The organism is Maribacter forsetii DSM 18668 (genome assembly GCF_000744105.1).
In the GTDB taxonomy this organism is placed as follows: Bacteria; Bacteroidota; Bacteroidia; order Flavobacteriales; family Flavobacteriaceae; genus Maribacter; species Maribacter forsetii.
The window spans coordinates 756,396-769,060 of record NZ_JQLH01000001.1 but is presented as its reverse complement, the minus strand read 5'-3'; the positions used below and the strand labels follow the sequence as shown (position 1 = coordinate 769,060).

The window sequence follows — 12,665 nt, the reverse complement described above, 5'->3', positions numbered from 1 at the left end:
AAATCAAAGTTAGTGGCATTTAAATATAATGCATTTAAAACGAGAGAAGAACTGAATATCGTTGTATGTTGAATTAAAAAAGACATAAAAATATGACTTGCTAGATTTTTTTCATTCATAAAACTAAGTATTGAAAAAGTCTAAATTACATTCATTCAAAATGATATTTAAAATCTAACATTTATAGTCATTTTATATTTACTTAGGTCTTAATCTTGATTGAAATAGTAATTTCATTTTCGGTTAAAAACACCTGAAATACCGCTTATGTTGCTTTCAATAAAGTATTATTTTTAAATAATCTAAATATATACAACTGAAAAACAGTTATTTAAATTGCTTCTAAAAGGTGAAGGGTCTAATTTTAATATGAATTTAAAACAGAAGATTATGTCGATAAGATTTGGAAATAGTTGTGTTAATTGTGATAATTTGGTAGAAGGCAATACTTGTAAAGTACACGGCGTAAAAGTAGGTAATAGCTATACGTGTGATAGTTTTGAAATGAAAGCCACTTTAAAAGATGACACCAATTGTGTAACCTGTGTAAAGTTTGAATCTAGTGATTGTGCTAATCCACAAAAGGCAGCACCAGGTATGTCTTGTAGCCATTGGGCACCACAAAATGCTACTGCATAAATGCAAAAAATATTTAAGTGAAAAATTTAAAGGTCAGCCGAAAGCTGACCTTTTTTAATATAAACTATTTTACTTCTACGCCTTTCCAAAAAGCCACATAACCCTTAATTCCTTTGGCTAATTCTGAAACTTCAGGATAATACCATGCAGCATCTTTATTAACATCTCCATTCACTTCAATATCATAATACGACGCTACTCCTTTCCAAGGGCAGTTTGTATGGGTCTCGGTACCTTTGAAAAATTCTTGTTTTATTGCTGTTGGAGGAAAATAATGATTTCCTTCGATCACTACTGTAGCATCACTTTCTGCTATTACTTCGTTATTCCAAATTGCTTGTATCATATCTTAAATATTTAATTCTATTTTAATTCCGTTAATACTGTAGAACCTGTGGTTAAAGTTTTATGTACGGGACATTTATTAGCAATCTCCAATAACCGCTGACGTTGTTTTTCATCTAGATTACCGAACAGTTCTATTTTTCTTTTAAAGGTATCTATTTTCTTAATCGTTGCCGTGTTTTCAGAATCTGGGGCATGCTCTTTGCCATAATCAACATGTACTATTACTCTTTGTAAATCCCATTTTTTTCTAGTGGCGTACATTCTCAATGTCATCGCTGTACAAGCTCCTAATCCCGATGAAACATAATCATATGGAGAAGGACCAAAATCGTTTCCACCAAAATCAGTAGGTTCATCTGCAATCAACAAATGATTACCAGAAACTATTTCAGAGGTAAAACCTTCATTACCTATACTCACCGCTACTTGATGAGCTGTCTTTAATGGTGCTCTCTTAGGAATATCCAAATAACGCTCTGCCCAACCAGCAATAACATTACCTACATAAGTAGAATCTTCATTATCCGTCAAAAGATGATCAGCCTTGTCTATAGAAATAAAGCTCTTAGGATGATGCGCGTATTTATACAATTCTTTTGCATTTTCAATACCCACAATAGTATCTTGTGGCGAATGAATGACCAAATATGGTTTTCTCAAGTTCTTTAAAACCTCTTTCATAGGTTTTGACTCAATATCATCAATAAAATCTTTCTTAATGGTGAAGTCCCTACCACCAATATTTACTTTTGCTTTTCCTTTCGCATTTATTTCTTCCACATTAGACTTGAACAAATGTTTTACATGAGCTGGTGAAGAAGGAGCCCCAATAGTTGAAACAGCGACTACAGATGCAATTTGAGAAGCAGCAAAAATTACAGCCGCACCACCAAGCGAGTGTCCAATTAAAAGAGAAGGAGCTTTATAATTTTCTTCTAAAAATTTAGCCGCGTGAATAAGATCAGAAACGTTCGATGAAAAATTGGTGTCCTCAAAACTACCTTCACTATCACCTAGACCTGTAAAATCGAAACGAAGTACGGCAATTCCTTTATTTACTAAAGCTCTTGATATATTACGAACGGCAGAAAAATTCTTGTTACACGTAAAACAATGGGCAAAAATTGCATAACTATGAGCCACTTGATTGTTAGGCACTTCTAACCTAGCCGCTAATTGTTTTCCTTCAGAATTTGTAAACGATACTTTTTCGAACCCCATATTTGACTTTTCTATACTGTTAATCTAATCTAAAGTATTAGAAGTAAATAAAGGTTAAAACTTACAAATCTCTTTTAAAAGGGAAGTTCTAAAGAGCTTATTAGAAAAAATTCATCCATAAAAAAGCCCCTTGATTTCTCAAGAGGCTTTTTTTTTGTACAGGCGGAGAGACTCCCTTCGGCTGTGCTCAGGATAAACTTCTCATCTCTCCGAATAGAATCTCCAATAATTTTTTTTCATAAAAAAAGCCTCTCAGTTTCCTGAAAGGCTTCTCTTTGTACAGGCGGAGAGACTCGAACTCTCACACCGCAAGGCACTAGATCCTAAGTCTAGCGTGTCTACCAATTCCACCACGCCTGCATACTTTCCAAAATCACGACATATGATTATCGGGGTGCAAATATAATGCAAAAAATCAATTCTCTAAATTTTAGCTATTTAAAAATTACGCTTTTTGTACTTTTATCGAAAGTTACATAAAAAAGCACATGATAAACGTAAAGAATTATATAGCGGAAAATAAGGACAGATTTTTAAATGAAATCATAGAACTACTTAAAATACCGTCTGTTAGCGCAGACCCTGCCTTTTCTCAAGATGTTTTAAATGCTGCAGAAATGGTAAAGTCCAGATTAGTGGATGCAGGTTGTGATGTTGTTGAAATTCATGAAACAGCCGGTTACCCTATAGTTTATGGCGAAAAAATCATTAATAAAGAACTACCAACGGTCCTAGTATACGGTCATTATGATGTGCAACCGGCAGAACCATTGGAATTATGGACTTCGCCACCTTATGAGCCGGTAATTAAAAAAACGGACTTACACCCAGAAGGAGCCATATTTGCACGTGGTGCGTGTGACGACAAAGGGCAAATGTATATGCATGTAAAAGCATTGGAACTTATGGTGAAAACCGACCAGCTTCCATGTAATGTAAAATTCATGATTGAAGGTGAAGAGGAAGTTGGCAGTAATAACTTAAGCATTTACGTAGCCGAGAATAAAGAAAAACTGGCTAACGATGTTATTTTAATTTCCGATACAGGTATGATTGCCAATGATGTGCCGTCTATAACTACAGGTTTACGTGGACTTAGTTATGTTGAAGTAGAGGTTACTGGCCCTAATCGTGATTTACATTCTGGCTTATATGGCGGTGCGGTTGCCAACCCTATCAATATTTTAACCAAAATGATTGCTAGTCTACACGATGAAAATAATCATATAACAATACCCGGTTTTTATGACAAAGTAGAAGAACTTTCTGCTGGTGAACGTGCAGAAATGGCAAAAGCACCTTTTAGTATTGAAAAATACCAAGAGGCTTTAGATATTGAATCTGTTTACGGTGAAAAAGGATATTCTACCAACGAACGTAATTCTATTAGACCCACATTAGATGTTAATGGCATTTGGGGTGGATATACTGGAGAGGGTGCAAAAACGGTCATAGCAAGTAAGGCATACGCCAAAATATCTATGCGATTAGTTCCTAATCAAGATTGGAAAGAAATTACCGACTTGTTTAAAACACATTTCGAAGCTATTGCCCCAAAAGGAGTGAAGGTGGTTGTAAAACCTCACCATGGCGGACAAGGATATGTAACCCCTATCGATACTACTGCATACCAAGCTGCCTCAAAAGCATATGAAACTACATTTGGTAAAAAACCGATACCGCAACGTAGTGGCGGTAGTATTCCTATAGTTTCCCTTTTTGAGCAAGAACTAAAAAGCAAGACCATACTTATGGGCTTTGGTTTAGATAGTGATGCCATACACTCCCCTAACGAACATTTTGGAGTATGGAACTACTTTAAAGGAATTGAAACCATTCCTTATTTCTATGAGTATTTTACTGAGATGACCAAGAAGTAGTCACCCATTAGTTTCAGTCTTTCAGAAAAAAGAAGCGACTTATAGCTTTGGTATGCCAAAGCTATAAGTCGCTTCTCTGTATATATAATAAGTAGTGAAATTTTAAATAAACCAATACCTCAAACTTTAAATAAATATAAAAAGACTCAGAGTACAGTTTCACTTAAATATAACTACTATTCACAGAATTCATAAAACACCAATTGTTATCTATCTTATTTTTAATAAATAAATCATCTTAACTTATTTAAAATCAAGATAATGATAAAGTATTTTTTAATTCTATTACCGTTTTATCTCGCAAGCTGTAGTAATTCTGATAGTACAGATGACGAGACTACAACAACCACTTCTACCACATCTGAAAATGGCTCTGTTGATATTTCCTCTGTAGTCCAGAATGTTTTCGACTCAGAAAATGGTGTCACGGTTAACGTTGAGGGCGAAACTATTATTATAACCAGTACAGGCCTTCCTGATCACAAAACACCATATTGGGATATTGAGGGTATGGAGCATGAATTGTACGAATCTTTCCCTACTTATATTATTGATGATACCGATGCCTATGACGATGATGCAGAAGAATTAAGTAGATTAATCAGTACCGATAGTGAAGGTAATACGTTAATAACCTATCAAAATAACATGAATATGGAAATGATAGCTTTTGATTATAGTATGGAAATCCCTACTAATCCTTCAGAAGCCGAAAACAAAGAACAAACCGATCTTGGGTTAATAGGTTTAGCTTTAAACGGAGTTCCTATTTATAATGATTCCGAAGGTAGAGATGTACTTGGTGTTGTTGCCATGAGTACTTTTGATTCAGCAGGCGCACACCCAGGTCCTAATTCAGATTATCATTACCATACAGCAGCTCAATTAAGTATTTATGCCGAAGATGATGGTAGTACATACCCTACTGTAAATGATTCTAATTTAATAGGATTTTTAAGAGATGGATTCCCTATTTATGGACGTCAAGAGGCAGACGGTACCTACCCTGATGATTTGGATGAAAATGGGGGACACATTGCCGCAACAGCAGATTTCACTGAAGGTATATATCATTACCATTGTAGTAGTGAAAATTATCTTAACACAGGTTGGTACGTAATGAAGGCAGGTGCTTATCATGGTACACCCGGACCTTCGTCTGGTAATTAGAATACCATCATAATAAACAAAAGGTAGCTGTGGAAATTAAAAAATCCCAGCTATCTTTTTCATATTTTTTATTTATGATTCAAACCATCATTATTAGCTTTAAAAGATCCTAAGTAAACTATGAATACTTTGACAATAAAATACCGTTGTTGTATTGTTATAATCTTAGGCATGCTTTGCAGTTTTACCTCATGTAAACAATCTACCAAAGACAATGATAATAGAACTATTGACAAATTTGCATTACAAATACAAAGTGTAGCTATAGACCTTTCAGGTGTACCAAACGATACTATAAATAACACCGATCCTGATTACGCTATTAAAAATGGTCTTTTCTATTATAAGGGCAAAAAATATTCTGGGATCTTAAAAAAGACTCATGCACAAGTTAACATGATAGCTTATACCTCTGTTTATAAAGGCAAACGTCATGGTTCATATAGCAGTTATTATGATACAGGAGCACTTTTTGAAACCAAACAATACAAGCACAACCGTGTTACAGGTAGACACTATATATATTGGAAAAACGGTAATCTTAAAGCTGACAACTGGTACTATAATGGTAAAATGGAAGGTACACAGAAGAAGTGGTATGCAGATGGCTCTCCCTTCTACGTATTCAATTATATAAACGGAAAACGAGAAGGAAAGCAAAAAGCATGGAGAACCTCAGGTAAACTACAGATTAACAATGAAATTATAAATGGTAAAACCTATGGATTAAACAGAGCTTCCCTTTGCTATAATGTTAAAAACGAAGAACCAGAAATGTTAGGTTATGCCGAAGTAAGAAAAAAATAAGCTTCTTGGCTTAAATCTTTTTTACATATTTGGTGATGATAACCGTCATAGTTGGTCCTACCTTACCTTCAATGTACTCGGCATTCTCACGATCTAAAGAAATTCGTCTTACTGCTGTACCTTGCTTGGCTACTTGGCTAGACCCTTTAATTTTTAAGTCCTTCACCAGAACTACACTATCTCCATTTTCAAGAATTACACCATTGACATCTCTGTGTATAATTTTCTCGCTTTCAGCCAATCCTTCGCCAGTAGCTTTTGCCCAATCTAAAACCTCTGGTTCCAAATACATCATATCCAACAAATCCTTAGGCCAGCCTTCAGATTTTAATCTTGATAGCATTCTCCAAGCCACAACTTTCACTGAATCATATTCGCTCCACATACTGTCGTTCAGACAACGCCAATGGTTTGCATCCATCTGCTCCGGGTCTTCAATTTGAGTACGGCAAATTTCACATGCCAAAATACTTGAATCGACTCCACTAATAGAAACCGGTTCTACTTCAAAAACCTCTAAATTATTGGTTCCCGTACATAATTCGCAAGTGGAGCCACTACGCGCTTCCAAATCTGCTAATACACTCATATTATTGGTTGTTTTAAGAAGACAAATTTACGCTTTTACAAAAGAAGACACATCCTTTTTACTTTTTGATAAAACACTTAAACCTTTTATTAATCGTTCTATATTCGTATTAAAAGATAAAACATTGATAACAAAGCAAAAATCCAACCTATTCCTAAGACTTAGTATTGCTCTAGCATTAATTGCCGTACTTTTTAAGATGATGCATTGGCCCTTTGCTGAAATCATACTTATCATCGCCGCTGTGGGAATATCGTTATTCTATAGTATATGGTTTTACCTAAAGACAAATAAAACTTGGTTAGATTATGCCAAATTATTTTTATTGATTTCCTTTCTACTTCATTATTTATTTCGAGTTCTTCATTTAAATTATGGATATATTTTCTCATATATCTTTAGAGTAGCCCTAGTATTATTCATCATTGCATATATAAAAGATACATTTATTTCTAATGAAGATTCCTCCCAATTAACGGAATCACAACCTAATTTAAAAAAGAAAATATTCTCAATCATAATAAATACTATTGCCGTTCTCTGTATTATAATTGGTGCACAATTAAAAATTTTACATTGGGAATTCGGATTCATAAATGGAAACATTCTTCTTGCCGTAGGTCTCGTAGCTGCTAGCCTTTCCATCATATTAGGATTTAAAAAATATTAACACTCCTTAACCAAACCTCAACTCTACATTTGTAGAATCAAAATATATGTTCTATGTTTGTAGAACATGCTCTAAACTTATAGAAAATGCAGTTATCCAAATCGGAAGAAGAATTAATGAATATTCTATGGAAGCACAATAAGGCTTTCATGAAAGATTTGCTCGATGCTTATCCAGAGCCAAAACCCGCTACAACAACTGTTGCCACTTTATTGAAAAGAATGACAGACAAGAAGTTTATTGACTATAAAAGCTTTGGTAGAAGTAGAGAATACTATCCGCTGGTAAAAAAGAAAGATTACTTCTCTAAACACGTTAACGGACTCATTAAAAACTTTTTCAATGATAGTGCTAGTCAGTTTGCATCATTTTTTACTCAAGAAACCAATTTAAGTAAAGCTGAGTTAGAAGAATTGAAAAAATTAATAGATGTTGAAATAGAAAAGAAGTAATCATGGTAATCTATCTTTTAAAATCCGTCGCATGTATGGGCATCTTTTTGCTTTTCTATAAACTCCTTTTGGAGAAAGAAAGCATGCATCATTTTAAAAGATTTTTTCTATTAACTGCAGTCATCGTTTCTTTTATAATACCTCAAATTGTCTTTACAGAATACGTTGAAATTGAACCCACCACGGCAGTAATTCAAATTAAATCCATAAATGAACCCCAGAATATACCTCCAGTAGTTCAGGCTATTGAAAAATCGCCCATGAATTGGTATTTAATACTATGGACTATCTACGGATTAGGTGTTGCAGGATTCGCATTTCGCTTTATGTATAATCTACTTAAAATATGGAAACGTATTCGTAACAATCCAAAAACGAAACATAGTACTATCTATAGAATCCTATTAAAAGAACAACTGCCGCCACACACTTTTTTAAAGTACATATTTCTGAACAAACAAAAATTTGAGACTAAAAGTATACCTAATTCTGTGCTGCTACATGAAGAAACCCATGCTATACAAAGGCATAGTTTGGATGTTCTTTTTCTGGAGGTATTGCAAGTGGTATTCTGGTTTAATCCGTTGATTTACGTTTACAAAAAAACAATAAAACTAAACCATGAATTCTTAGCAGATAGTGCTGTATTAAATGGTCAAGAAGATCATTTAAATTATCAAAATACATTACTGTCGTACTTATCAAACGACAGTTTTAACACCCATCAATCAGTTGGTATTGCAAATGCCATAAATTATTCATCAATCAAAAAACGATTCATCATCATGAAAAAACAAACATCAAAAAAAGGAATTGCAATTCGAAGCCTATTGTTGCTACCTGTATTGGCTTTATTGCTTTATGGCTTTAGTCAAAAAAATGTGGTAGCTCAAAACACCATTAAAGACATTAATATTGAAATTACAAAAACTGGAGATTTACTAATCAACAATAAGCCAGTAGCATTAGAAAACCTTTCGACAGAAGTTTTAAGAACCAATCAAAATTTCGGTCCTTACATCATAAAAAACTATCTAACGGCACATATTCTTTATGATGAAAATCAATATGGACTAATTGACCAAGTTCAGACAGAACTAGCAGCTATTGGCATTTCTAACATTGAACATTTTAGTAAAACAACTACGAATATTTTTGGTAAAAACGGATTTCAAGCAAGTGAGTATCATGGAAAAACAGTAGATGAAGCAAAACTTATCAGAAAGAACAATGTATTCAATGAGCATAAAACTGATGCCAATAATGAACCATTGTTAGAAATAGCCTGGATAGAAGTAAAGAATGAAAACGAAATTTGGTTCAATAATCAACTTGTTCCTCTATCAAAACTAAATGAAAAGATAAAGGTGAAATTTCCATTAGCGATTGAAAACAACAAACTATCAGCACAAATTTATGCTACAGAGATTATTAATTCAGATTTTACAGATGCTATAACAGTAGAATTGAGAAAATTAAATACAAAAAGTATCACCATATTCTCGGATAGATATGCCATACCCGAAAATGATTCTTCTAATAAATTGAGAAGTGACAACACTTCAAACAAAAACCCAAACAGAATAATAAAACTCGCAGGTTTAGTATTAGATTCTGAAACTTTAGAACCTTTAGTAAATGCAGAAATTAAGGACCATAACGGAACTGTTCTCACCAAAACAGACATTAAAGGTTATTATTCGTTTGAATTAAATAATGACTCACAAGGTGAAATAAATTTTAACCTAACGGTCAGAAAAGATGGCTATAAATCATTATTACAGAATGAGCATTGGGGAAATCTTCAAAGTGAAATTACTAGCTCCTTCTTCTTCGGTCTTCAAAAAAATAATGGAACTACAACTGAGTTCTCTAAACTTTTTACGAGGAACGGTAACTTAGATTATGCATCTGTTTTAAAAAACAAATCTATAATTGAAAGCGAACGGTTTTTGAATTCAAAGTTAGAGGATGCAAAAAATGGTAATACTAATTGTATTGTAAAGGTTAATGAATCACATTATTTAGTAGACCCTACGTCATGGATTAAACTAAATTCTACAAACGATATAATAGCTATTAATGATAAAGAGAATTTACCTGCTTACAAATTAAACGGTTATATTAATAGAAACAATATTAAAGCAATGTCTCCATTAGAAAGCTTTGACAGTGCTCAGTTTGCTATATATACCACTTCGGGCGATATCAATACCAACCTAAACAAGAGAGCTTTTACCACATATAATAACCTTGCTAAAAAATACAACGCTATTCCCATTGCAACGAGAGAAATTCCACTTAATGATTTGAAAATATTGGAGTCTCTTTATAGAAATTTGAGTCCAGCTCAAAAAGAGGAGGCTCAACCCTTCCCCAAGTATTTGCCAAAGCAAAATCAAGATGGTGCTACAAAAGAGCAAATATCCACCTACAATAAGATGGCAAAAGGTTACAACACCATGATTTCCGAAGGCGGAAACATTCGCATCCTAAAAGCTGATGTAGATCAACTAACTTATATCTACGGATTAATGTCTATTAAACAAAAAACAACTGCAGAACCATTCCCTGATTTCCCGGAGCCACCACCTGCTCCAAAGGCACCTAAAGTGGCAAAAGGAGAAAAAAGTAACATTCCACCTCCACCAGCTCCAAAAGAACCAGAAACACTTATAGAATCATCATTAAATTTCCCTGCACCGCCCCGCTCACCCGATGCACCAAAAACACTGAACACGACTAACTATGCTAGTAACCAACTAAAAGAAATAATTAAAAATCAAGACCCATATGATCATTTAAACCTCGATGCAAAGGCTATAAACGGAATTCCTTCAAACACCCAAACTTTTCATTCTAAAACTAGCAGTCCGGTTGCACCTCCTACTCCACCATCCCCATTAGATTATGCTATTAGTATGGCGAAAAAAGGAGCAACATTCTTCTATGAAGGCAAAAAGGTTTCGTCTGATAAAGCCATTGACCTACTAAAGAAAAACGACGAGTTAAATATAGAATCTAGAGAGAAAAATGGTAAAGCAGAAGTACGAATTACCAAAGAACCTGTAACAATAAGATAACCACAACGTCAAACATATGTTAAAGCCCTCTTTTCGAGGGCTTTTTCAGTACCAAAAGTGAAATAGTTACGTTCACCCAGTATACATCATCATCAACTTGCCAGCCGTATGGATGGTCAAAAAACAAATCATTAATCATGATACAAGACTTCTTTATTCTCTGCTCAGGGGCAGATGCCGATCTTTTAAAAACCTGCTCTAAAGGTGAACAAAACAAATATGCAGGTATTGGCGCTACCGTATTTTTTACAGCTGTAATGGCTTTTATTGCTAGTAGCTATGCATTATTCACGGTTTTCGACAATGTGTATACCGCAGTATTCTTCGGTTTTATTTGGGGATTATTAATATTCAATTTAGACCGTTTCATAGTTGCTACCATTAAAAAGAGAAACAATTTTGGTCAAGAATTTTTACAAGCTACTCCCCGTATCATTCTCGCAGTTATAATTGCCATAGTAATTTCGAAACCCTTGGAAATGAAAATTTTTGAGAAAGAAATAAATCAGGTATTGTTGGAGCAAAAGAATGAACTTACACTTGCCAATAAAAATCAACTTGCGTTACAATACACGCCAAGGGTTGCGCAATTGAATCAAGAAATAGCTGCATTAAAAAATGAAGTTTCAATTAAAGAAACAGAGACGAATGCACTGTACGATATTTATATAAATGAAGCCGAAGGTACTGCAGGGACCAAACTGCTAGGCAAAGGTCCCGTTTATGCTGAAAAACGAGATAAGCATGATGCTGCACTTGCAGAATTACAGGCGCTTAAAACTACTAATAATGAAAAAGTATCGGCGATAGAATCTCAAATAGCAGCATTAGATACGGAATATGCAGAAGTAGTTAAAAATTCGCAACCTATTATAGATGGTTTTGACGGATTAATGGCAAGAATTACCGCTTTAGACGAATTACCTTGGTTACCTTCTTTCTTTATATTTCTATTGTTCTTGGCTATTGAAACATCGCCTATAATAGCCAAATTACTTGCCCCTAAAGGAGAATATGATATTAAATTAGAAGAGGAAGAAAGTATACTTTCTACTTGGGTTGAACAAAAGCTGGCACAACGTCAACTTATAGCTTCAACAGATAGTGAAATCAATCAAAAAATATACGAAGATTTAAAGGGAGAAGAGGAATTATACGGCTATAAAAAGAAAAAAGCAGAAGAACTACTTCGACTACAAGCAGACAGCTTTCATAAAACTCAAGCGAAAGCTCTAAAATAGAAAAAGACCAATATTTCTATTGGCCTCTTTCGGTTTGGGGGAACTACCTGAACAACTATTTATACTGCCATTGCCTCTAGAATCAATTCTGAATTTGTAATATTAAAATTGCAGATTTCAAAAATTTCGTCTTGACTTATAGTTTCAAAATAACCTAAACATCTATTTGAATTTCTTACTGTTTTCATATGCTATACTATTAGTGTTATTATTAGTCAATCATTAATCACACTCCAAAGGTATAGTGTAGATAGCACTCAACTTTTCAATCGTAGATTAACCCACAGCAACTGTAGACGAATCAACAAAAAGTGTAGATGAACAGTTTTTAGCCAATAACTTAAATAGGTAATAAAGGCACAAATTGCTTGATTATGTTGAATACCGATAATCTTCGAGGCAAATAAGCTAAATTTATATTTTGGTAGACTTAACTTTGCGTTTTTATGGCATCACTTAAAGAAACCAAGAAAAAGAAAAGAAGGTTTTACAACCTAATAATCATAATAGTCTTACTAATTATAATTGCTACAGGTTTTATGGCACAACTTGAACAATAGTTTGT

Annotated in this window: 12 protein-coding genes and 1 tRNA gene; 8 read left to right on the top strand and 5 right to left on the bottom strand. The window is 34.0% G+C overall.

The genetic code is table 11. The features are described 5' to 3' along the window. Positions 1 to 390: 390 nt before the first annotated feature. On the top strand, positions 391 to 639 hold the full coding sequence (locus P177_RS03225; protein WP_036157715.1) for a hypothetical protein: 249 nt from the start codon (positions 391 to 393) through the stop codon (positions 637 to 639). Between the two features lie 64 nt (positions 640 to 703). On the opposite strand, the gene P177_RS03220 is transcribed toward P177_RS03225, so the two are convergent. From P177_RS03220 to P177_RS03210, 3 genes are all read right to left on the bottom strand, one after another. Further along, the gene (locus tag P177_RS03220) at positions 704 to 982 is read right to left on the bottom strand and encodes a DUF427 domain-containing protein (RefSeq protein WP_209435205.1); all 279 of its coding nucleotides are present in this window, start codon (positions 980 to 982) and stop codon (positions 704 to 706) included. Positions 983 to 1,002: 20 nt separating this feature from the next. Next, complete coding sequence (locus P177_RS03215; RefSeq protein WP_036151779.1) at positions 1,003 to 2,208, bottom strand: bifunctional alpha/beta hydrolase/OsmC family protein; 1,206 nt, start codon at positions 2,206 to 2,208, stop codon at positions 1,003 to 1,005. 278 nt (positions 2,209 to 2,486) lie between these two features. Next, a tRNA-Leu gene (locus P177_RS03210) sits at positions 2,487 to 2,568 on the bottom strand. A 128-nt stretch (positions 2,569 to 2,696) separates the two neighbouring features. Here P177_RS03210 and P177_RS03205 point away from each other — a divergent pair. The 3 genes from P177_RS03205 (at position 2,697) to P177_RS19300 (ending at position 6,065) form a co-directional block, all read left to right on the top strand. Next, positions 2,697 to 4,088 (top strand): dipeptidase, encoded by a 1,392-nt coding sequence (locus tag P177_RS03205; RefSeq protein ID WP_036151776.1) that lies wholly within the window; start codon positions 2,697 to 2,699, stop codon positions 4,086 to 4,088. 261 nt (positions 4,089 to 4,349) lie between these two features. Further along, on the top strand, positions 4,350 to 5,258 hold the full coding sequence (locus tag P177_RS03200; RefSeq protein WP_051941694.1) for a YHYH protein: 909 nt from the start codon (positions 4,350 to 4,352) through the stop codon (positions 5,256 to 5,258). Positions 5,259 to 5,429: 171 nt separating this feature from the next. After that, positions 5,430 to 6,065, top strand: coding sequence for a toxin-antitoxin system YwqK family antitoxin (locus P177_RS19300; protein WP_051941693.1), 636 nt, complete (start codon positions 5,430 to 5,432; stop codon positions 6,063 to 6,065). A gap of 10 nt (positions 6,066 to 6,075) precedes the next feature. Here P177_RS19300 and P177_RS03190 read toward each other — a convergent pair whose 3' ends face one another. Further along, positions 6,076 to 6,654, bottom strand: coding sequence for a PhnA domain-containing protein (locus P177_RS03190; RefSeq protein ID WP_036151772.1), 579 nt, complete (start codon positions 6,652 to 6,654; stop codon positions 6,076 to 6,078). 124 nt (positions 6,655 to 6,778) lie between these two features. Here P177_RS03190 and P177_RS03185 point away from each other — a divergent pair, with 124 nt between their 5' ends. The 4 genes from P177_RS03185 to P177_RS03170 all read left to right on the top strand — a co-directional run bounded on the left by P177_RS03185 (position 6,779) and on the right by P177_RS03170 (position 12,100). Beyond that, a complete protein-coding gene (locus P177_RS03185) occupies positions 6,779 to 7,324 on the top strand; it encodes a hypothetical protein (protein ID WP_157486437.1) in 546 nt (181 codons plus the stop codon). Positions 7,325 to 7,410: 86 nt separating this feature from the next. Beyond that, positions 7,411 to 7,776 (top strand): BlaI/MecI/CopY family transcriptional regulator, encoded by a 366-nt coding sequence (locus P177_RS03180; protein WP_036151767.1) that lies wholly within the window; start codon positions 7,411 to 7,413, stop codon positions 7,774 to 7,776. A 35-nt stretch (positions 7,777 to 7,811) separates the two neighbouring features. Further along, positions 7,812 to 10,859, top strand: coding sequence for a M56 family metallopeptidase (locus tag P177_RS19295; protein WP_051941692.1), 3,048 nt, complete (start codon positions 7,812 to 7,814; stop codon positions 10,857 to 10,859). Positions 10,860 to 10,996: 137 nt separating this feature from the next. Continuing rightward, the gene (locus P177_RS03170; RefSeq protein ID WP_036151764.1) at positions 10,997 to 12,100 is read left to right on the top strand and encodes a DUF4407 domain-containing protein; all 1,104 of its coding nucleotides are present in this window, start codon (positions 10,997 to 10,999) and stop codon (positions 12,098 to 12,100) included. 59 nt (positions 12,101 to 12,159) lie between these two features. Here the strand turns inward: P177_RS03170 and P177_RS20455 are convergent, their stop codons facing one another. After that, positions 12,160 to 12,288, bottom strand: coding sequence for a hypothetical protein (locus P177_RS20455; RefSeq protein ID WP_262493300.1), 129 nt, complete (start codon positions 12,286 to 12,288; stop codon positions 12,160 to 12,162). Between the last annotated feature and the right edge of the window lie 377 nt (positions 12,289 to 12,665).

What these genes read in the sequence shown, in the direction of transcription:
- P177_RS03225 (WP_036157715.1), top strand. Translation starts at nt 391, where the DNA reads ATGTCGATAAGATTTGGAAATAGTTGTGTTAATTGTGATAATTTGGTA.
- P177_RS03215 (WP_036151779.1), bottom strand. Translation starts at nt 2,208, where the DNA reads ATGGGGTTCGAAAAAGTATCGTTTACAAATTCTGAAGGAAAACAATTA.
- P177_RS03205 (WP_036151776.1), top strand. Translation starts at nt 2,697, where the DNA reads ATGATAAACGTAAAGAATTATATAGCGGAAAATAAGGACAGATTTTTA.
- P177_RS03200 (WP_051941694.1), top strand. Translation starts at nt 4,350, where the DNA reads ATGATAAAGTATTTTTTAATTCTATTACCGTTTTATCTCGCAAGCTGT.
- P177_RS19300 (WP_051941693.1), top strand. Translation starts at nt 5,430, where the DNA reads ATGCTTTGCAGTTTTACCTCATGTAAACAATCTACCAAAGACAATGAT.
- P177_RS03190 (WP_036151772.1), bottom strand. Translation starts at nt 6,654, where the DNA reads ATGAGTGTATTAGCAGATTTGGAAGCGCGTAGTGGCTCCACTTGCGAA.
- P177_RS03180 (WP_036151767.1), top strand. Translation starts at nt 7,411, where the DNA reads ATGCAGTTATCCAAATCGGAAGAAGAATTAATGAATATTCTATGGAAG.
- P177_RS19295 (WP_051941692.1), top strand. Translation starts at nt 7,812, where the DNA reads ATGGGCATCTTTTTGCTTTTCTATAAACTCCTTTTGGAGAAAGAAAGC.
- P177_RS03170 (WP_036151764.1), top strand. Translation starts at nt 10,997, where the DNA reads ATGATACAAGACTTCTTTATTCTCTGCTCAGGGGCAGATGCCGATCTT.
- P177_RS20455 (WP_262493300.1), bottom strand. Translation starts at nt 12,288, where the DNA reads ATGAAAACAGTAAGAAATTCAAATAGATGTTTAGGTTATTTTGAAACT.